This is a genomic window from Rhizobium sp. L51/94, assembly GCF_019355555.1.
Classification (GTDB): domain Bacteria; phylum Pseudomonadota; class Alphaproteobacteria; order Rhizobiales; family Rhizobiaceae; genus Rhizobium; species Rhizobium rhododendri.
Window position 1 is genome coordinate 114,633 of the sequence record NZ_CP072144.1, and the last position, 20,976, is coordinate 135,608.

The 20,976-nt window shown below is 62.1% G+C and carries 18 protein-coding genes; 7 read left to right on the top strand and 11 right to left on the bottom strand.

Translation table 11 applies throughout. From position 1 onward, the window contains the following. Window positions 1-66: 66 nt before the first annotated feature. Window positions 67-984, top strand: a complete 918-nt coding sequence (locus J5274_RS26300; RefSeq protein WP_224128019.1) for an alpha/beta hydrolase — start codon at window positions 67-69, stop codon at window positions 982-984. Here J5274_RS26300 and J5274_RS26305 read toward each other — a convergent pair whose 3' ends face one another. The 8 genes from J5274_RS26305 to J5274_RS26340 all read right to left on the bottom strand — a co-directional run bounded on the left by J5274_RS26305 (window position 985) and on the right by J5274_RS26340 (window position 11,408). Continuing rightward, entirely contained in the window at window positions 985-2,985 is a 2,001-nt protein-coding gene (locus tag J5274_RS26305; RefSeq protein ID WP_142824877.1) for a CocE/NonD family hydrolase, read from the bottom strand. It lies immediately after the preceding gene. Between the two features lie 86 nt (window positions 2,986-3,071). Continuing rightward, window positions 3,072-3,257 carry a type II toxin-antitoxin system Phd/YefM family antitoxin gene (locus J5274_RS26310; RefSeq protein ID WP_142824876.1) on the bottom strand — a complete coding sequence of 62 codons (186 nt, stop codon included), beginning with the start codon at window positions 3,255-3,257 and terminating at the stop codon, window positions 3,072-3,074. Between the two features lie 142 nt (window positions 3,258-3,399). After that, the gene (locus J5274_RS26315) at window positions 3,400-5,031 is read right to left on the bottom strand and encodes an ABC transporter ATP-binding protein (protein ID WP_142824875.1); all 1,632 of its coding nucleotides are present in this window, start codon (window positions 5,029-5,031) and stop codon (window positions 3,400-3,402) included. After that, window positions 5,024-5,851 carry an ABC transporter permease gene (locus J5274_RS26320; RefSeq protein ID WP_142824874.1) on the bottom strand — a complete coding sequence of 276 codons (828 nt, stop codon included), beginning with the start codon at window positions 5,849-5,851 and terminating at the stop codon, window positions 5,024-5,026. Before J5274_RS26320 ends, J5274_RS26315 begins: the two co-directional genes overlap by 8 nt. Beyond that, complete coding sequence (locus J5274_RS26325) at window positions 5,848-6,855, bottom strand: ABC transporter permease (RefSeq protein WP_209185700.1); 1,008 nt, start codon at window positions 6,853-6,855, stop codon at window positions 5,848-5,850. Before J5274_RS26325 ends, J5274_RS26320 begins: the two co-directional genes overlap by 4 nt. Window positions 6,856-6,981: 126 nt before the next feature. After that, a complete protein-coding gene (locus J5274_RS26330; RefSeq protein WP_142824872.1) occupies window positions 6,982-8,571 on the bottom strand; it encodes an ABC transporter substrate-binding protein in 1,590 nt (529 codons plus the stop codon). A gap of 392 nt (window positions 8,572-8,963) precedes the next feature. Next, window positions 8,964-10,460 (bottom strand): carnitine 3-dehydrogenase, encoded by a 1,497-nt coding sequence (locus tag J5274_RS26335; protein WP_219276096.1) that lies wholly within the window; start codon window positions 10,458-10,460, stop codon window positions 8,964-8,966. 45 nt (window positions 10,461-10,505) lie between these two features. Next, a complete protein-coding gene (locus tag J5274_RS26340) occupies window positions 10,506-11,408 on the bottom strand; it encodes a 3-keto-5-aminohexanoate cleavage protein (protein WP_142824870.1) in 903 nt (300 codons plus the stop codon). 104 nt (window positions 11,409-11,512) lie between these two features. Between J5274_RS26340 and J5274_RS26345 the strand changes: the two genes are divergently transcribed. The 4 genes from J5274_RS26345 to J5274_RS26360 all read left to right on the top strand — a co-directional run bounded on the left by J5274_RS26345 (window position 11,513) and on the right by J5274_RS26360 (window position 16,801). Continuing rightward, the gene (locus tag J5274_RS26345) at window positions 11,513-12,484 is read left to right on the top strand and encodes a GlxA family transcriptional regulator (protein ID WP_142824869.1); all 972 of its coding nucleotides are present in this window, start codon (window positions 11,513-11,515) and stop codon (window positions 12,482-12,484) included. 96 nt (window positions 12,485-12,580) lie between these two features. Continuing rightward, window positions 12,581-12,871, top strand: coding sequence for a GIY-YIG nuclease family protein (locus J5274_RS26350; protein ID WP_111221098.1), 291 nt, complete (start codon window positions 12,581-12,583; stop codon window positions 12,869-12,871). 939 nt (window positions 12,872-13,810) lie between these two features. Then, window positions 13,811-15,733, top strand: a complete 1,923-nt coding sequence (htpG, locus tag J5274_RS26355) for a molecular chaperone HtpG (RefSeq protein ID WP_224128017.1) — start codon at window positions 13,811-13,813, stop codon at window positions 15,731-15,733. A gap of 69 nt (window positions 15,734-15,802) precedes the next feature. Beyond that, window positions 15,803-16,801, top strand: coding sequence for a YihY/virulence factor BrkB family protein (locus J5274_RS26360; RefSeq protein WP_224128015.1), 999 nt, complete (start codon window positions 15,803-15,805; stop codon window positions 16,799-16,801). Window positions 16,802-16,808: 7 nt separating this feature from the next. On the opposite strand, the gene J5274_RS26365 is transcribed toward J5274_RS26360, so the two are convergent. Continuing rightward, window positions 16,809-17,780 (bottom strand): DMT family transporter, encoded by a 972-nt coding sequence (locus tag J5274_RS26365; RefSeq protein ID WP_142829309.1) that lies wholly within the window; start codon window positions 17,778-17,780, stop codon window positions 16,809-16,811. 337 nt (window positions 17,781-18,117) lie between these two features. Between J5274_RS26365 and J5274_RS26370 the strand changes: the two genes are divergently transcribed. Beyond that, window positions 18,118-18,690 carry a tyrosine phosphatase family protein gene (locus tag J5274_RS26370; RefSeq protein WP_142829311.1) on the top strand — a complete coding sequence of 191 codons (573 nt, stop codon included), beginning with the start codon at window positions 18,118-18,120 and terminating at the stop codon, window positions 18,688-18,690. A 292-nt stretch (window positions 18,691-18,982) separates the two neighbouring features. Beyond that, window positions 18,983-19,765: a cell wall hydrolase gene (locus tag J5274_RS26375; protein WP_374113783.1), complete on the top strand. Its 783-nt coding sequence runs from the start codon at window positions 18,983-18,985 to the stop codon at window positions 19,763-19,765. Between the two features lie 37 nt (window positions 19,766-19,802). On the opposite strand, the gene J5274_RS26380 is transcribed toward J5274_RS26375, so the two are convergent. After that, a complete protein-coding gene (locus J5274_RS26380) occupies window positions 19,803-20,018 on the bottom strand; it encodes a hypothetical protein (protein WP_142829317.1) in 216 nt (71 codons plus the stop codon). A gap of 96 nt (window positions 20,019-20,114) precedes the next feature. Further along, window positions 20,115-20,846 (bottom strand): SDR family NAD(P)-dependent oxidoreductase, encoded by a 732-nt coding sequence (locus tag J5274_RS26385; protein ID WP_142829319.1) that lies wholly within the window; start codon window positions 20,844-20,846, stop codon window positions 20,115-20,117. Window positions 20,847-20,976: the final 130 nt, after the last annotated feature.

Below are 20,976 nucleotides of genomic sequence, written 5' to 3' on the forward strand. Positions count from 1 at the left end.
TTATCGAGTCCGGGAATCGCACAGCGTGATTTTTGGCGAAATGCGCCTGCAAACGGGGAGAAGACAATGCCGGAAACCATCCGCCCGATGCCAGGCGAGGCAGGCATCCTCGAATTCCTGCAGCTGTGCGACAGCTTCTACCCGGCCGATGCCGTCGATGCGTCGATTGGCCAGCAGCGTCTCTGGTACGATGCACTCTGCGCCCAGTTCGAGAGGCGAATGCCGGACGGCATGACGGCAGAAGATTGCCCGATTGGCACCGTCCCGACCCGTCGATATCGCCCCGCCGACGTGCGGACGTCGACGAAACTGCTCTATCTGCATGGCGGCGGCTATGTCGTCGGCTCGCTGTCGAGCCATCATTCGATCTGCGCCGAGATCGCCGACGCTGCGGGCGCCGAACTGATTGCCGTCGATTACCGCCTGGCCCCGGAACATGTGTGGCCGGTGCAGACGGACGATTGCTTCACGGTGCTGAAGCTGCTGCTGGGCGATGGCGAGACGGTCGTCCTAATCGGCGACAGCGCCGGCGGCAACCTCGCGGCAGGCCTGACGCTCAGGGCACGTGACGAAGGGCTGGATGGGATCGTCGGCCAAGTGCTTATCTACCCGGCGCTCGGCGGCGACCTCGTCTCGGGCTCCTACCAGGAGATGGCAGACGCTCCGGGGCTGACAACCGCCGATGTCGCCTATTATCGCGCCATCCTCAAGGCACCTGCAGACGAGCCTGTCGCTCATCCGCTGCTAACCCGGACCTGTGCGGGCCTGCCGCCAGCCTACATCACGGTCGCCCATTTCGATCCGCTGCGCGACGACGGAAGACTTTATGCCGGACGGCTTGCCGCTGACGGCGTCGAGGTCTGGTTCCGCGAGGAGCCGCAGATGGTGCATGCCTGGCTCCGGGCCCGCCATATGAGCAACGGCGCACAGGCAGGCTTTCGCGCAGTCTGCATCGCGGTCAGCCGATTTGCCGACACGCTCTGATCACATCATGTCGCGCGGCACGGCCTTGTCGAAGGTCTTTTCGAAGACCTTCGTCTCGCCCTCGTAGCCGATGACCGAACCGCCGATCAGCCATTCCGTCGCCGTGCAGGCAATCGTCGCGGTCGAGACGGTGCGGACGAACCAGCCGGGCCGCTGCATGTCACAGGTCCACACCGATTTGCCCTTCATCGACAACGGATCGTTGGCGGAGATCGACCACACCTCGTCGCGCAGCTGGCGCGTCGACAGGCCGGTGCCGGGATGCTCGAACAGGCCGGTGTCTTCATAAACGCAGTAATCGGTGCGACCGGCGGAGAGATCGCGCACCACCTGGCGCTTCGTCTCGCTCGGCTTGTGCTCGATATACTTCGGCAGCGGATCGGGGTTATCCGGCTGCTTCATCTCGAACATCTGGTGCTCGCCGAGCAGCGGCATCGCAAGGCCTATAGAGGCGAGATCGATGGTCACGCCTTCGTCGACGGGTGGCGGCAGCAGCATCGGCCAGTAGGCAGTCGACAGCGACAGGCGGATGCGGTGGCCGGCCTGGAATCGATAGCCGCAGGCATCGAGCACCAGACGGATCTGCGTCGGCTCGCCCGGCACCATCGGCTGCGGCTCGGCATTACTGTCACGATGGGCGAGATTAAGAACGCCGAAGGTCACTCGCGTCGCGGTACCGTCCGGATGGATATCGACGAGGCGGGCGCAGAGATTGGCAAGCTCGGCGTGAGCGCGGACTGTCAGCGTCAGTTCGGGGCGCCCTAGGAAGTCATGGGCTTCCGTCAGCACCGGCGTCTGGAACACCAGCGAGCCGCCATCGTCGCCGCGCTGGTCGAGTGCCATCTCGGCATCCGGCTTGAGGGTGAACCATTCGCCGGATGCGGTGCCCGTGTCGAGCGGCGACTTCAGGAAGACCGGGTGCTCCGGCGCATGCGGGATCGGCATCCCTTCCATCAGCGTACCGAATTGCTCGACATAGAAGCACTGCATATCCGGTTGCTGCCATTCGGGCTTGGAAACCCAGAAGCCGGGATCGACATCGCGGCGGGTCGCGGGCTTCGGGGCATCGAGCATGAAAGCGCGCACCTGCGGCAGGTTTTCGATACTGTTGTCCTCGCCGCGCAGCCAGCGGTTCCACCAAGCAATTGCCTCGCCATGGAAATCGGCACGCGGTTTCGGCCAGGCGAAATGTGGATATTTGTGAACCCAGGGGCCGATCAGCGCCTTGGCCTTGTCGCCCAGTCCCTCGACGGCTTTCAGCGGCGTATTGCGGTAACCATCGGCCCACCCGGCGATTACAAGGGCCGGAACCTTGAAGGCCGAGAAATCGTCGCCGATCGATCCATGTTGCCAGAATGCGTCGCGACGCTGGTGCTGCAGCCACTCCTCCATGAAGAACGGCTCGTTCTCCAGCCGCTCCATCCACATCTCGCGCCAGCGCTCGCCGACGATCTCGGGGTCGGGCGCACGTGACTGGTAGGCGAGCATGGTCGCTGCCCAGGAGAGCTGCGCCGACAGATGGCAGCCGTCCTTGTAGTGAATGTCGTCATTATAGCGATCGACGGTCGAGGCGATCGAGATCACCGCCTTCAGCGCCGGCGGATTGAGGGCTGCCACCTGCAGGCAGTTGAAGCCGCCCCAGGAAATCCCCATCATGCCGACAGACCCGTTCGACCACGGCTGGGCGGCAATCCAGGCGATCAGCTCGCAGGCATTGGCGAGCTCCAGCTCGGTATATTCGCCATCGATGACGCCATCGGATTCGCCCGACCCCCGGATATCGACGCGCACCCCGGCAACGCCGGCAGCCGCAAACACTGGATAGGTGGATTCGTCTCGCGGGCTGGTTCCATCACGCTTGCGATATGGCAGGAACTCGAACACCGCCGGCACCGGATCTGCCTCGGCATTGTCAGGCATCCAGATACGGGCAGCGAGCCGCGTGCCGTCGGCAAGCGTGATCCACTGGTTTTCGATGACGGTGAAGGGGCGGTCAGTCATGGCATTCCAATTCCAAGGCAATAGTCAAAGGCAATAATCAGATGTCGAAGAACTTGATAGGTATCAGTCTTTCGTTCCAGCAATAGCTACTCGTGCATGACCCCTGCCTCAGCACTCAGCCGAACGCCTGGAAGATTTTGATAGTCATCATAGGATAGAATGACCGCCGACTTTTCGCCATCGCGGGTGATGATGGTGGGCTTGCTTTTCAATGCGTCTTTAACGAGGGCGGACAACTTTTCCTGTGCCTTCTGAAGTTCAATCTCACGCATGTTGCACCTCCAAAGAGTATAGTTGATCTTAGCACCGCGCCCTGTCCTTTCACGGCGCAGACGCGCCGTGGCTGGATACCTGTGACGGGCACAGGTATGAGGAAGACTTTGAGCCAGCGCCGACAGACACCAGCATCATAGCTCAATTCCCCGCGCTCTCCATCTTCCGCGTCGTCAAGACCTTCTCCAGCCAGCCGATCTCCATTTCCGGCACCGATTTCAGCAACAGGTCGGTGTAGTCGTCGAAGGGTGGCGAAAGGACCGTCGATTTCGGCCCGAACCGAACCAGCTTGCCGCGATGCATAACTGCGACGCTGTCGGCGATGGCGCGCACGATGGCGATGTCATGGGTGATGAAGATGTAGGAGAGCTGCTTTTCCTCCTGCAGCTTCATCAGCAGGTTTAGGATGCCTTCCGCGACCAGCGGATCCAACGCCGAGGTCGGCTCGTCGCAAAGGATCAGCTCCGGATTGGCGGCAAGCGCACGGGCGATGGCGACACGCTGCTTCTGGCCGCCGGAGAGTTCGGCCGGATAGCGATCGACGAAACCGGTGCCCATCTCGATCTGCTCGAGCAGCTCTTTCACCCGGGCTGTCTTTGCCGCACCGCGCAGGCCATAATAGAAGGTCAGCGGCCGGCCGATGATATCGCGCACCGTCTGGCGCGGGTTCATCGCCGTGTCGGCCATCTGGTAGATCAGCTGGATGCGTCGAAGGTCGTCGTTCGAGCGACCTTTCAGGGCAGGGGACAGCATTTTATCGCCGAACGAGACACTGCCCTGCTGGGGCGGTAGCAGGCCGGTAATGACGCGTGCCAGCGTCGACTTTCCGGAACCGGATTCGCCGACGATCGCCAGCGTCTGGCCCTTCGGCACATGCAGCGTGACGTCGAACAGCACCTTGAAGCCGTTGGAATAGCCGGCAGTGATGTTCTCGACCTTCAGCAGCGTGCCGGTCTGGACGGCAGCCTCGGTCCGCAGCGCCTGGCGGACGTTGACGAGCGCTTGAGTATAGGCCTCGCGCGGCGCCTCGATGATCTGCTGGGCGGTGCCGTATTCCACCGTCTTGCCGTTGCGTAACACCATGATGTCGTCGGAAATCTGGGCAACGACGGCAAGGTCATGGGTGATGTAGAGGGCCGCCGTGTTGGTCGCCTCGATGGCGTGCTTGATAGCGGCGAGCACGTCGATCTGGGTCGTCACGTCGAGCGCCGTGGTCGGCTCGTCGAAGACGATCAGCTCCGGGTTGGAGCACAGTGCCATCGCGGTCATGGCGCGCTGCAATTGCCCGCCGGAAACCTGATGCGGATAGCGCTCGCCAAACGTCTCGGGGTTGGGAAGGCCGAGGACGCGGAACAGATAGAGCGCGCGGGCCCGGGCCTCTTCCTTGGTCATCAGGCCGTGCTTGACGGAGGCCTCGATGACTTGTCCGCCGAGCCGGTGCGCCGGATTGAAGGCGGCCGCAGCCGATTGTGCCACGTAGCAGACGCGGGCGCCGCGCACGCGGCGGATGCCGGATTTGCCGAGCGCCAGAAGGTTCTCACCGTCGAGCAGCACTTCCCCGCCGGTGATTTCGGCGCCCCCGCGACCGTAGGCAAGTGCCGACAGGCCGATGGTCGACTTGCCCGCACCGGATTCGCCGATGAGGCCGAGCACCTTGCCCTTGGCGAGATCGAAAGAGACATCGTCGACGATAGTCACGCGCTTGGGCGGCTCGCCGGGCGGATAGCTGGTGGCCTCGATCTTCAGGCCGCGTACCGAAAGCAGCTCAGGCATCGCCACGTCCTCCCTTGAGGCTGGACGTCCGCTTCAACAGCCAGTCGACCACCAGATTGACACAGATGGCGAGCGCCGCGATGGCCCCGCCGGGCAGGAGCGCCGCAGAAATGCCGAAGATGATGCCGTCCTTGTTGTCCTTCACCATGCCGCCCCAGTCTGCAGTCGGCGGCTGGATGCCGAGACCGAGGAAGGAGAGGGTGGAAAGAAACAGGATTGCGAAGGCAAAGCGCAGGCCGAATTCAGCCAGGAGCGGCGACAGCGTGTTTGGCAGGATTTCGCGGAAGATGATCCAGATCTTGCCTTCGCCACGCAGCTTTGCCGCCTCGACGAACTCCATCACCGCCACGTCGAGCGCCACCGCGCGACCGAGACGGTAGACGCGGGTACTGTCGAGAATAGCCATGACCAGGATCAGCACGACCAGGTTCTGCGGCAGCACCGCCAGAACCACCAGCGCGAAAATCAGCGTCGGGATCGACATCATCAGATCGTTGAAGCGCGACAGCACGGTGTCGATCACGCCGCGCGAGACGGCTGCGGTAAACGACAGGATGATGCCGAGCGAGAACGAGATCAGCGTCGCACCGAGCGCCACGGACAGCGTCGTCCGGGCGCCGAAGATCAGCCGCGAGAGAATGTCTCGGCCGAGATTGTCGAGCCCGAAGTAGAATTGCCCGTCGGCCGGCGCCCAGACCTCGCCGACGACCTCGGTCTCGCCATGCGGGGCGATCCACGGGGCGAAGATAGCGCAGACCAGCGCCAGCAGGATGCCTGCCATGCCGACCCAGGCGGTGATGGGGATCTCTCTCAATCTCATCGCGGATGCCTCAGACGGGGGTTGGCGACAATGGCAAGGATGTCGGCCACCATGTTCAAGAGGATGTAGACGGCAGCGAAGATTAGGCCGCAAGCCTGGACGACGGGCATGTCGCGCACCGTCACGGCGTCCACCATGTACTGGCCCATGCCGGGATAGACGAACACCACCTCGACCACGACAACGCCGACGACGAGATAGGCAAGGTTCAGCGCCACGACGTTGATGATCGGCGCCAGCGCATTCGGCGCCGCATGCCGGACGATGGAGCGGAAGGCGCTAAGGCCCTTCAGTTCCGCCGTCTCCATATATGCGGACGACATCACCGAGAGGATCGCCGCCCGCGTCATCCGCATCATGTGGGCGAGCACGACGAGAACCAGCGTTGCCGTCGGCAGGGCAATTGCTTGCAGCCGGTCGTAGAGGCTCATTTCGGCATAGACGGTGGCCGGGAAGGTGGCGACGCCGAACTTTACGGCGAAGAACATGATCAGCAGGTAGCCGATGAAAAACTCAGGCAGCGAGATCGCCGCCAGCGACACGATGTTGATGATCTTGTCCGGCATCCGGTTGCGGAAATGCACCGACAGCATGCCGAGCCCGACGGCCAGCGGCACGGAGATCAATGCCGCAAATCCGGCGAGAAACAGCGAATTACCGAGCCTGAGGCCGATCTGCTCGCTGACCGAATTCTGGCTCGCCCAGGAGGTACCGAAGTCGCCGACCATGGCATGGCCGAGCCACGACAGATAGCGCGACAGCAGCGGCTGGTTGAGGCCCAGCTGATCGCGGATGTTGGCGATTGCCTGAGGCGTCGCCGACTGGCCGAGATAGGTGGAGGCGAAATCGCCGGGCAGCGCCTGGAGGCCGACGAAGATCAGCAGCGAGACGGCAAACAGCAGGACTATGCTGAGGATGAGACGCTCGAGGATCAGCGCCGCCAGTGGAAACTTCTCGCGCAGCCTGCGGCCGGGAAGACCGTCGGTGTCGATCGAATTGGACATGGGCTGACCGCCTTTTCTGAAACGGATAGGGCTTTTCTGAAACTTGAGGGGGTGGATCGGGGGCGAGACGTCCCACGATCCACACTCCAGTCTGGCGGGCGGCGCATCGGCCGCCCGGTTTCAGTCTCAGGCGTCGAGCCAGACGCGGGTGGCGACATAGCCGTTCGACATGTCGTTGCCGATGTCCTGGACATAGTTCATCAGCTTCTTCGAACCGGCGTTCACGAAGTCGTTGAACATCGGCAGGATGGTGCCGCCTTCGTCGCGGACCATCATGGCCATCTGGCGATAGAGGTCTTTGCGCTTGGTCTCGTCCAGTTCGGCACGGGCCGATACCAGCAGCTTGTCGAAATCCGGGCGCTTGAAACGGGTGTCGTTCCAGTCGGCGGTTGACAGATAGGCGCCGGAATAGAACTGGTCCTGCGTCGCGCGGCTGCCCCAGTAGGAAGCGCTGAACGGCTGCTTGTTCCAGACGTTGGTCCAGTAGCCATCGGCCGGCTCGCGCTTGATCTCGAGGTTGATGCCGGCCTTCTTGGCGCTCTGCTGGAACAGCACGGACGCATCGACGGCACCGGGGAAGGCAACTTCGGAGGTCCGCATCAGAATCGAGCCGTCATGGCCGGACTTCTTGTAGTGGAACTTCGCCTTGTCCGGATCGTACTTGCGCTGCTCGATGCCATCGGGGAACAGCGCATAGGTGCTGTTGATCGGGAAGTCGTTGCCGAGCGAACCGTAGCCGCCAAGGATGCGCTTGACCATTTCCTCGCGGTCGATGGCGTATTTCAGCGCGAGACGCAGGTCGTTGTTGTCGAACGGTGCGGTGTCGCAGTGCATGATGAAGACGTAGTGACCGCCGCCGGCCGTCGTCAGAAGCTGGACGTTCGGGGCGCGTTTCAGAAGGTTGACCGTCTTTGGATCGATGCGGTTGATGCAGTGGACCTGGCCGGAGGTGAGGGCGGCGACGCGGGCCGTCGCGTCGTTCATGGTGATCAGTTCGACGCTGTCGACATAACCGCGATCCGTGCGCCAGTCGTTCGGGTTCTTCTCAAAGGTCATGCGAACGCCGGCCTGGAAATTGGCCACCTTGTAGGCGCCGGTGCCGATCGCTGCCGTCGGGTTGTCCATGCCGCCGTTCGGCTGGATGACGAGGTGGTAGTCGGTCAGGAGCGCCGGCATGTCGGCATTGCCCTGGTCGAGGGTGATGACGAGATCGCCGTTCTGGTTCTCGATCTTGGTCAGCGACTTCATCATGCCGAGAGCGCCGGACTTCGACTTCTCGTCGGAATGGCGGTGCAGGGTGGCGACGACGTCGTCGATGGTCATTTCCTTGCCATCGTGGAACTGCACGCCCTTGCGGATCTTGAAGGTCCAGATCTTGGCGTCAGGCGACGATGTCCAGGATTCGGCAAGTGCCGGAAGTGGCTTGCGGGTCTGCGGATGGGTTTCGACCAGCGTGTCGCCCCAGGTGCGTACCGCGACGAACATGACCTGCGAGGTGGCCGAGGCCGGATCGATGCTGTCGGTCGACGAGCCGCCCTCCAGCCCGAGCTTCAGGTGGCCGCCCTTTTTCGGCGTCTGCGCCATGGCGCTGGTGGCAAACATCGCGTCGGCGGCGGCAAGCGTGATACCGGCGGCCATGGCGCGACCCATGAATTCGCGGCGGTTCATGCCCCCCGAGGTGACACGACCGGTCAGATATTTCGTAAACTCGCTCATTCCCTGTTCCTCTTCTCTGGTTGTTATTAGACTTCGTATCCCGGCTGCCGTTTTCGGCGTTAACTTCCCGGTCCGATCCATTGCCGACGACTATACGGAGATAGCAGCCAATTCAAACCCTTGATCGATCTCCCTGATAAATTCGCCGCATCTTTTCGTGACCGGATGCGCGGCAATCCTCGACGTGTATCGGCGGATCGGCTGGCCGCCCGCCATCGGTTTCACCCTGCAGTAATGGCGGGTTCACCACCGATTGCAGCGGTTGAACGCGACAGAAACTACCCCCGATGCGACGATGCGGACCGGCATCCCTGCCAATCCGCCCATCGATCTCCAGGCTGTCGCCTCGCGGCCCGAATCCCGGGCCGGCGGCACCGATTGCGATACCCATTCTACCCCTGTCGTTTCTGCCCGACATGCCGTCCCACTCCCTCCGGCGGAGGCAGCGTCGCATGGGCACCGGCGATGGCCATGATTCTGTTCAAGATAATTTCCGGCGCCGGCATCGCCTTGCCAGCCTTGGAGTCCACGTGCAGCAGCATCTGCTCTGCGGTGGCGATCGCTTCGCCCGTCTCGCTGTTGTGGATCGTGTGGAAAACCTGCAGCCGCTTGTCGTCGGCGAAAAGAATCTGGCAGGTGGCATGGATCGGCTGTCCGAGTTTCGCTTCACCGAGATGCCGGATATGGGTCTCGACGGTGTAGTAGCTGTGACCGTCCCGGACATAGGCGAGATCGACGCCGACGAGCCGCAGCAGCGCATCCGACGTGTCGCCGAACACCTGCAGATAGCGGTGTTCCGTCATGTGGCCGTTATAGTCGACCCAGGCCGGGCTGACCTTGGTCTCCACCAGTGTCAGCGGCCGCGCCGTGTCGTGCAGCGTATCGCGCTTGCCGCCCTCGGCCCAGAGGCCATCCTCGAAATCCTTCAGCAGCTTGCCGGCACCCCAGCCATTGCCGCCGTCGCCGCCCTTCAGCGTCTGCAGGATGCCGACGAGGTTTTCGTCACGGATGCGCTCGAGTTCGCGGATCGAGCGACCGCCGGCCTGCTCGTCAGATTGCCGGCCGATCTTTTCCACCAGCGCGTCGTCGAGATCGACGACATCGGTGAGCTTGCTCCAGGGCCAGGCGAGGCACGGGCCGAACTGCGCGAGGAAATGCCGCATGCCGGCTTCACCCCCGGCAATGCGATAGGTCTCGAACAGCCCCATCTGCGCCCAGCGCAGGCCGAAGGAATAGCGGATGACGTCGTCGAGCGTTTCGACCGTGCAGATATCGTCCCTGATCAGCCACAGCGCCTCGCGCCACAGCGCCTCCAGCAGGCGGTCGCCGACAAACGCCTCGATCTCCTTGGCGATATGGACGCCCTTCATGCCGATGGGCACCAGACGCTCCATTGCCGCCCTGATCGTTTCGGCGGAGGTCTTCTCGCCACCGACGATCTCGACCAGCGGCAGCAGGTAGACCGGGTTGTAGGGATGGGCGACGAACAGGCGTTCCGGGTGGCGCATGTCGCGCTGCAATTCGCTCGGCAGCAGGCCCGAGGTGGAGGAGCCGATCAGCGCGTCCGGCCGGGCGGCCGCATCGATCTGGTTGAGCACGCCGCGCTTGAGGTCGAGCCGCTCCGGCACGCTCTCCTGGATCCAGTCCGCATCGGCAACCGCCTCCTCGAGGCTTGCCGTGAACGTCAGCTGACCCCGCGCCGGCAGCGGCGCCCCGGTCAGCATCGCATAGGCCCGCTCGGCATTGGCCAGCACTTCGCCGACAATCCGCTGCGCGTCCGGATGCGGATCGAACACCTTGACGTCGATGCCGGCCAGAAGAAACCGGGCAATCCACCCCCCGCCGATAACGCCACCGCCGATGCAGGCCGCTCTATTGATTTTGGTCATAGTGGTTCCTGCCATGCTCTAACTTCCGTCGTCCGACCCATATTGCTACCGCTTTGTCAGCTTCAGCTTCCGCCGGACCTCGTCCGGCCCGATAATGCGACCGCCCATGCCTTCGACGACGGTGACGGCTTTTTCGACCAGCTGGGCATTGGTGGCGAGCTTTCCCTTGCCGACATAGAGATTATCCTCCAGCCCGACGCGGACGTTGCCGCCGGCAAGGATGGCGGCTGCCGGATAGGCCATGGCGTTGCGGCCGATCGAGAACGCCGAAAATGTCCAGCTCGGCGGCACGTTGTTGACCATCGCCATGAAGGTATTGAGATCGTCGGGCGCTCCCCACGGGATACCCATGCAGAGCTGAATCAACACCGGGTCCTCGATCAAGCCTTCCTCGACCAGCTGCTTGGCAAACCAAAGGTGGCCGGTGTCGAAGGCCTCGATCTCCGGGCGGACGCCGAGGTCGGTCATCTTCTTCGCCATGGCGCGCAGCATGCCCGGCGTGTTGGTCATCACGTAGTCGCCAAGCGAGAAATTCATCGTGCCGCAGTCGAGCGTGCAGATTTCCGGCAGGCACTCGGCGACGTGGGCAACACGGTCCGTGGCGCCGCCCATGTCGGTGCCGACAGGATTGAGCGGCAGTGGATTTTCGACGTCGCCGAAAATCATGTCGCCGCCCATGCCCGCCGTCAGGTTCAGCACGACGTCGACCTCGGAGGCGCGGATGCGGTCCGTGACCTCCCGATAAAGCTCGATGCGGCGGCTGCCGGCACCGGTTTCGGGATCGCGAACATGACAATGGACGATGGCAGCGCCGGCCCTTGCGGCATCGATGGCGGATTCGGCGATCTGCTTCGGGGTAACCGGCACATGGGCGGACTTCGAAGCCGTATCGCCGGCACCGGTAACGGCACAGGTGATGAACACATCGCGATTCATGGCAAGAGGCATTTGGGGGTCTCCATTGGTTGACCGGATTACGCGGCATGACAGAGAGGATTGCTTTGCATTTTCGGAAGTAGATTATACATTATCGGAAACGGACCGCGATCCCTATGCTGACCTCGTCGAATGCCCCGCTGGATATCGACCTGCTGATCCTGCCGGAGACCAACCTGATCCTGATCGCCTCGGTCATCGAGCCGCTGCGAGGCGCCAACCGCATTGCCGGCAGCGAGATCTACCGGTGGCGATTGTTCACCCCCGACGGCGCTCCGGTGCAGACGACGAGTAATATCCAAATCCCTGTAGACGCCGCCTTCCGTCCGGCCAGGGAGACGACGCCGCTGTTCGTGCTCGGCGCCTACAACTGGCAGCGCAGCGCCACGCCGGCCCTGAAGATGCAGCTGTCCCAGACCGCGCGTTATCGCACGGTCATCGCCGGCATCGAATCCGGAACATGGCTGCTGGCGGAAGCAAGCCTGCTCGACAACGTGGCGGCCACGACCCATTGGGAGGATTTCGACGATTTTGCCGCAGCCTATCCGCAGGTACGGATGGTGCGCGAACGCTTCGTCATCGACGGCAAGCGCATCACCACCGGCGGCTCGCTGCCAACAGTCGACCTGATGCTCGAAATCATCCGGCGGCGGCAGGGCTATTCGCTGGCACTGGAGGTAACCCGGCTCTTCATCTACGAGCAGGCCGGTTCCCGCAGCAACACGCAGGTCATGCCGTCGACGGCAGCGTTCGGGATGAACGATCCCCGCGTCGCTCACGCGGTGCGGCTCATGGAAGAGACCGTCGAGCAGCCCCTGTCGCTCACCCGCCTCGCCAGGCGCGCAGGGCTCAGCGCCCGTCATCTGCAAACGCTGTTCCGCGAAAGCGTCGGCGTTGCGCCCCACGTCCACTACCTCGCGCTCCGCCTCAACGCCGCCCGCCGCAAGGTGATCGAGACACCCGCCACCTTCGCCGACATCGCCGCCGCCACCGGCTTCAACTCCGCCTCCGCCTTCTCCCGCAGCTACCGCACCCAGTTCGCCGAAAGCCCCTCCCAAACCCGCAACCGCATCGGCCGGAGGGTTTGAGCGGGCCATGGGAGAAGAAGGGAGAAGAATATCGGCGGGTAACCAGGCTTCAATTTTTGATTGTACCTATTGATATACTCGCGCAAAGATACGGCGATGAAAGGCTACGTCTACATACTCGCATCGAAACGCAACGGTACGCTTTACATCGGCGTGACTCGGGATATGGCCGGCCGGCTTTACGACCACCAGAATGAACTGACCCCCGGCTTCACCTCGCGACACGGTGTGAAAACGCTGGTCTGGTTCGAGGAGCACGATCTGCTGACAGCCGCGATCACCCGCGAGAAAACGATGAAAAAGTGGCCCCGACAATGGAAGCTCAACCTGATCGAGACCACCAACCCCGATTGGCAAGACATCTCCCACTATCTTCACGGCCTGTAGAACGGTGGAAACCCGGCACGACGGCGCTGGAGTCGCCCACAAGCGGTAACCCTCGCACGTGTAGGCTCGTCACAAGCATAGGTGTGTGGCGCGGATCCACAGACTGAGCAGGTATTGAAAAATATATCCATAACTGCCAAACGCTTCAAACTCCAACCTTGCCCTGACGCCCCCGGCTCCCTCATTCCTGTGCTCGTCACAGGAATCCAGTCACGGCGCGTCTGCGCCGTGAGAGGACTCTCTGTTGGTGAGAAAAGTGTTTATCGCCCAAGGACTTGGGCGGCTGGATTCCTGTGACAAGCACAGGAATGAGGGAGGTCGGGGTGGCTCTTTCCGGTTTTGTGATCTTTCTGATTTCTTACACTCTCTCTCTCCTCTCTCGCTTCCCTCCATCGCCCCTGCTCGCAGCACCTCATGGGGATAAACCGTTGGGATTTCCGTTTGGAAACAATGCCGGCATCATAGTTTCATCCCCGCTTTTGCGGGTTGATCTATAATCACCCCGTTCCGCCATCGGATACACCGGTCCGCGTTGCCGGCGAGGTGGGGCCGGGTCTTGGAGGGGTTGCCGTCTACGCAGGCGACTTCTTCGAGGGTCCGCAGAAAGTGGATCCCTTCGAGCCCCTTAGGCTCGGCATGCCTGTGTGGCGTAACTCCGGCAGCTTTTCCCCTCAACGGGATCTGGGTCGGAAACAGAGGATCCGGAGTTGCGGATAAAAACTGTCGAACGGGGCACATCGCGTGTCACTTCACTAAAAAATCATCAGGCACTCGGTGTGCCCCGGCCATCAGAATTGTCATGACACGGACCGAACAGGTCGCGTGAACGGGATGGTGCGGATGCTGGGCCGGAGGAGGCGGGCGTGCGGGGATATCTTCGCTTGCGGGTTGTCCTCCCCCTTGAATTCGAGAGCTGTCTTTGCCAAGTCAGAGGCCCCAATGACATCGACAACGCCTGAAGAGATTGCCATGACGACTGCTGCCGAGACCCCCGTGGAAAATCACGCCTTCGAAGCCGATGTATCCAGGCTTCTTCACCTGATGGTTCACTCGATCTACTCGGACAAGGACGTATTCCTGCGCGAGTTGATTTCGAACGCTGCCGACGCCTGCGAGAAGCTGCGGTACGAGGCCATAGCAGCGCCCGAACTGCTGGCCGGCGACCCTGCCTCGAGGATCAGGCTGACGCTCGACGAGGAGAACCTCGGCTTCGTGCTCGAGGATAACGGCATCGGCATGAGCCGCGACGACTTGATCGAGGCGCTCGGCACCATCGCCCGCTCCGGTACCCGCGCCTTCATGGAGATGGTCGAGGCGGCCAAGGGCAAGGACGGCGCCCAGCTGATCGGCCAGTTCGGCATCGGCTTCTATTCCGCCTTCATGGTTGCCGATCGCGTCGACGTCATCTCGCGGCGCGCCGGATCGGATGAAGCCTGGATGTGGTCGTCCGACGGCAAGGGCACCTATACTATTACCGCCGTTCCCCTCGAGCAGGCACCGGCGCGCGGCACGCGGATCACGCTGGCGCTGATGGAAGATGCCCAGTCCTACGCCTCGCGCTGGACTGTCGAGCGCATCGTCAAGGAACAGTCCGGCCATGTGCCGGTGCCGATCGAGATCGTCGAGAAGCCCGGCGAGGAGCCGAAGCAGATCGCCGACGGCTCAGCGCTCTGGACCAAGCAGAAGAGCGACATCAGCAAGGAGGAATACACCGATTTCTATCGCGGCCTCTCCGGCCAGTTCGACGAGCCGGCCGTCACCGTGCATTTCCGCGCCGAGGGTCGCCACGAATATACCGGGCTTGCCTTCGTGCCGAACTCGCCTCCCTTCGATCTCTTCGATCCCGACCGCAAGGGCCGCATCAAGCTTTACGTCAAGCGCGTCTTCATCACCGACGACGCCGACCTTTTGCCGCGCTACCTGCGCTTCGTGCGCGGCCTGATCGATACGTCGGACCTGCCGCTCAATGTGTCGCGCGAGATGATCCAGCAGAGCCCGATCCTTGCCGCCATCCGCAAGGGCCTGACCAGCCGCATCCTCACCAGCCTCGAGAAGCTGGCCGAAAGCGACAACGACACCTTCATCAAGGTCTGGGAAGCCTTCGGCACCGTGCTGAAGGAAGGCATCTACGAGGATTACGAGCGCCGCGCCCAGCTGATGGCTCTGGCCCGCTTCAAGAGCACGGCGTCCGGCGACGGATACCGGTCGCTTGCCGACTACGTCAAGGACATGAAGGAAGGCCAGACGGCGATCTACTATCTCGCCGGCGGCAATACGGCCCAGCTGGCAGCTTCCCCGCATATCGAAGGTTTCCGCGCCCGGGGCGTCGAAGTGCTGCTGCTCACCGATCCCGTCGACAGCTTCTGGGTGACCAATGCACCCGATTTCGATGGAAAGAGCTTCAAGTCGGTATCGCAGGGATCAGCCGATCTCGCCGACATAAAAAAAGCCGATGGCGAAGCCCAGCCGAAGGCCGAGACGACGCAGCTGGTCAGCGACTTTATCGCCTTTGCCAAGACGACGCTCGGAGATGCACTCTCAGATGTCAGGGCCTCCGACCGGCTGACCGAAAGCGCCGTATGCCTCGTTGCCCCCGAGCATGGCCCGGACCGGCAGCTCGAAAAAATCCTGCAGGGTGCCGGCCGCCTCGACGCCGCCGCCAAGCCGGTGCTGGAAATCAACCCGGACCACGCGCTGATTACCGCGCTTGCCGGCACTGCCGGACAGGACGCGGCGTTCCAGACGGATGCCGTGCAGTTGCTGCTCGACCAGGCGCGCATCCTCGACGGCGACAAGCCCGAGGACCCGCGGGCGTTTTCTGATCGCCTGTCGCGGGTGCTGGAGCGCGCCCTGAAGTCGTAACATCCGGGACGACTCGACGAATGCCGCAAGAGCCCTAGTTCGACGGGATAACAGGGGAGATCGACGGGCGTGGGCGAACAGGATGGGACGGCGGCTTTGACCGAGGGACCGGCGTTGGGCGAGGCTGGACGCGGGCGAGACGCCGAGACGCCGAGCCAGATCCCGATGAAGGGCCTGAAGGACGTCCTCTGGCGGGTCGTCTCGGAAGTGATGGAGGACCGGGTGACGCTGATTGCGGCGGGCGTCACCTACTATCTGCTGCTTGCGATGTTTCCGGCGCTGGGCGCGCTGGTCTCGATCTACGGTTTCGTGTCCGATCCGACGACCATCGCCACCCATATCGGTTTCCTGTCGCAGATCTTCCCGCGCGGCTCCTTCGATCTCATCCTGTCGCAGCTGACGGCTCTGACCCAGCAGAAGCCGGGGACGCTGAGCATTGGCTTCGTCACCGGCCTGCTGATCGCGCTGTGGAGCGCCAATAACGGCGTCAAGGCACTCTGCGACGCCATGAACGTCGCTTACGGCGAGGAAGAAAAGCGGGGAATCGTCGAGTTCAACCTTCTGTCGCTCGTCTTCACCTTCGGGCTGCTGATCTTCGCCGTCGTACTGATCTTTGCCATCGGCGTCATTCCGGCGATCCTCTCGTTCATCTGGCTCGGCGAATGGACCGATCTGCTGACGAGGCTGGCGCGCTGGCCGATCATCCTTGGCCTGGTGATGTCGGGCATCATGCTGCTTTATAACTACGGCCCGAGCCGACAGCCGGCCAAGGTCGTCTGGCTCAGCTGGGGTGCTGTCTTCAGCACGCTGCTATGGCTGCTGTCGTCCTTCGTGTTTTCCTATTACCTCGACCATTTTGCCGACTACAACGCCACCTACGGCACGCTCGGCGCGCTGATCGGCTTCATGGTGTGGATATGGATCTCGGTCATCATCATCATCGTCGGAGCCGAGATCAACGCCGAACTCGAACACCAGACGCGCGAGGATTCGACCACCGGCCCGCCGCGCCCGATGGGCGAACGCGGCGCCTATGTCGCCGATACGCTCGGCAAGACTGCAGACTAGGGCAGTCTCAGCGGTTTTCGGCGCGGACTTCCTTTGCGGCCGGATCGCCGGGGTCTTCGAGCGTCACCAGCGCGGCCTGGCTGTCGGCGGAGGCCACCGCCGTCGGCAGCGACGTCTTGCGCTTGCGTTCGCGCAGCAGCGTTAGCAGGCCCGAGAAGATGATCAGCACGATGCCGACAGCCATCGGCGCATCGATGTGATCTTCGAAAATCAGGTAGCCGAACAGGATCGCCCAGATCATCTGGCTATATTGCGGCGGCGCCACAAGGCTTGCCGGCGCCATCTTGGCGGCATTCATCAGCAGCACGTTACCGGCAGCGCCGAGAAGGCCGTAGCTGGCGAGAAACACCCACTGCCGCGGCGTCGGCAAGGCGAGATCGGTGAGCATCAGCAAGCCGCTGATCACCAGCACGCCGAACAACGCCGCGCCGTAAAGCGAGAGGCGCTTCTCGCTCGGGCCCATGGCCCTGAAGATGACGATCGAGATGGCGGCGGTGAGACCACCGGCAGCCGCGCAGAAATGGCCGATCGTCAGTTCGCGGAAGCCGGGCCGCAGCACGATGAGGACACCGACAAAGCCGATGGTAACAGCCGTCCAGCGCTGCCAGCGGACGTCCTCCTTCAGGAAGATTACCGACAGGATGGTCACGAACGACGGCAGCAGGAACAGCAGCGCGAAGGCTTCGGCCATCGGTAGCTTGGTGAAGGCAACAACCGAGCAGATGGAGCCGATCGCCCCACAGACGAAGCGCAGCATCCAGAGCGGCCGGTTCGACGTCTTGACGATATCCGACCACGTATCGTTCTTGGTCTTCAGGAAGGGCAGGGCGGCTATCCCGAACAGCGCGCCGATGAAGGTCACCTGATAGGAGGGCAGGGCGCCGTGCAGGATCTTGATCGACGCATCGCTGAACGCGAAAACGGCATAGGCGGCGAAAGCGACAAGCACGCCGCGGAGGGGAGAATAGGGTGCCGTCATGATTCCATATCTGTGATTGACATCAGCAGGACCGGACTTGGCCGGACAACGAAAAGCAATGGCTAGCGACGAACGGCAATCGGCTCGACCGCATTTCCGGATGATTTGCTTACAGAATCAATGCCAGATTTTCTTTGGTGCGTCGCCCCCTTTTCGCCCGATGCCGCAGATTGTGGCTTCGTAACAGCGTTCCAGGGCGGGATTTGAAGGGTGTCGCAGCAATTCTTCAATTTCTGATATTTGGGGGGTCGGCGACGACGCGAAAGTGTCTTAAGTTTATCGCGTTGACAGATGAAACCCGTCCGGAATGTCGCCCTCGACAACAAAGGAACTGCGCATGAAAACCTTGAATCTGCCCAAGCGGTATATCTGCGGCATCGACGAGCTGGCAGCGCGGTCCGGGCATGGCATTACCCATGTCCTGTCGCTGGTGGATCCGGAGCTTCCGGAGATGGAGCATTTCGAAGCCTATGGCAGCACCCGCCGCCTCGTCTTGAAGATGCACGATATCATCGAGCCCAAGCCCGGCATGATCCTGCCGGAAAAATCGCACATGAAATCCATTCTCGAATTCGGCCATCTGGTCGAGACCGAAAGCAACTCCTTCGGCTCGCTGCTGGTCCATTGCCATATGGGCGTATCGCGCTCGACCGCTGCGATGGTAGCGATCATGGCGCAGGCCCATCCGGAAGAGGCGGAAGATCACGTCTTCGAAACGCTCCGCCGCATCCGCCCGCAAGCCTGGCCGAACTCGCTGATGATCCGCTACGCCGACGAACAGCTCGACCGCGAGGGCAAGCTCACCGCCGCGCTGCGCCGCCACTACGCCGTGCAGCTGGCAACGACCCCCGACGTCGGCACCTGGATGAGCTCGCTCGGACGCCAACGCGAAGTCGACATGGCAGAATGACGCATCCGTGGCCGGCGAACACCTCAATGGTCGCCGGTCACACCGTACTGCATCAGACACTTGCGAGCCCAGCGGCGGAATGACGGCGAATCACCACGGCGTCAATTATGGAAGCTGCCGGCTCGTTTAAGCCAAAAAGTAGCCAACGCAGCGATCGCGAAAATCCCGGAGAACCAGAAGAAAAATTCAAAAAACGACATCTCGGAAAAAATGAATTTGGAATACGTAAAGTTTTTGTTAAGACGTTGCGTCGATACAAGTATGGGCCATACCAAACAGGAGGCACCTGCCGTTGCGGACGCATAGTGATTGGATGAAATCCTTCGTGGGGATTTTTGTTGTCGGACTGACTATGGCAGGGTGCACGACCATGCCGAAGCCCGAGACCAAGCCAGTTACCCGCACGAAGACCGCCAACGGCGCTGTCAAAGTGACCTACAATTACACCCGCGAAGACCGCGAATGCCTGAAGCGGGCGATGTACGCGGAATCGCTGGCCTCCGACCCCGATGGCTATCTGGCGGTCGGCACCGTCGTTGCCAATCGCCTGACCTCGCCGGCTTACCCGAAAACCATTTGTGGCGTCGTGGGCCAGGAAAAGCAGTTTGCCCCCGGCGTCATGAAAGTCGTCATCAAGGACCAGGCCGAGCCGACCCTCGATGCGGCCGCCGATGCCATCCTGCATGGCGAGCGGCATCCGGCGCTGGAAAGCGCGATGTTCTTCCATACGCAGGGACTGAAATATCCGTATGGCAACATGCACTACGTCGCCGTTGCCGGCGGCAACGCATTTTACGAGAAGCGTGCCAAGGACGGTACGCTCGAGACGCCGCCGCCGCTGCCGGCCTATGAAGTCGCTATGAACTACGTCGGCAACCAGCAGGCTTCCGAGCAGATCACATCGCCGCAATTCGATCACCTGCTGCCAGCCACAGGCCCGGTCCCGGCCTTTACCGCCGCAACTGCCTTTGCCCCGACAGCAATGAAGCCGATCGATACCGCATTCACGGTGCCGCAGAAGGTCGTTGTCCCGATAGAGCGTCCGGATTACGCGATCTCCGGGCCACTTAACTAAAAGCGACACGTCAGCGGGTTTGCGACCTGCGAGCCCGCTACCAGTTTCCTGGATCGGCTGTATGGTCGATCTCGGCAAATTCCTCCGCCACCTTGCGGTCGAGAACGATTTCCCCGGACACCTGCGCGCCTTCCATCAGGGTATATATCAGGGGTGCCGCCGCCTTGCTGAGTTCCTGATACATCAGCAAAGCCGCTTCATCGGCACTGTCGGCTTCGATCTCGCGGATCACGGCGATCTTGAATTTCTGCATGGATTTTTCCTTTCAGGGCGCCGACGCCATCCCGACCGGACGGCGCCGTTCTGTCGTCCTTGCCATGTAAGCCCGTGCCGCGAAAAGGCCAGCGTCTCAGACGTGCTGCCCGCCGCTGATGTGGATTTCAGCACCGTTAATGTACGAGGATGCAGCGGTGCAGAGGAAGTGGATCGTCTCTGCAACCTCCATCGGCGACCCCAGTCGCCCCATCGGCACATCGCGTCTGACGATGTCGTCTGTCCCCGGGGACAGCATCGACGTGGCGATTTCTCCGGGGGCGATAGCGTTGGCGCGAATACCCATCGGTGCAAATTCATGGGCCAGCTCGCGGGTCAACGACGCCAGCCCGGCTTTCGATGCAGCATAGGCAACGCCCGCAAACGGGTGGACGCGAGAGCCGGCGATGGAGGTGACGTTGACGATCGATCCCTTGGCCTTTTCCAGTTCCGGACGAAGTTCGCGCGCCAGTAGGGCTATCGAGATGAGATTGACGTTCATCACCTTCGTCCACGTCTGGGCATCGGTCGCGCTGACGCCGAGCCGGGTCTGATCCGGCCCCTTCGGCGATATGCCGGCATTGTTAACCAGCGCATGCAACGCACCCTCCGGCAACCTCTCGCGCACCGTGGCGGCAAGCCGTTCGATCTGGTCAAGCTCCGACAGATCGGCCTGGATATGGCTTTCCCGCGCGGCCGGCCAGGGGCAGTCCTCGGACGACTGTCGCGATACCGTCAGGATCTGCCAGCCTTTTTCCGTGAAGAATTTGACCGTCGCGTGCCCGATCCCACGGCTTGCGCCGGTCAACAACATGATATTTCTGGTCATTTCTTTCCACCCACCGCAATTTCAGGAAGCCGTGACGGGGGCGCCACGATCATTCGCCATTGCACGACTTGCAGACGTTTGATGCGTAAAAGCAATGCATTTTGCAAGCATCGCCACGGTTCTCGACGGT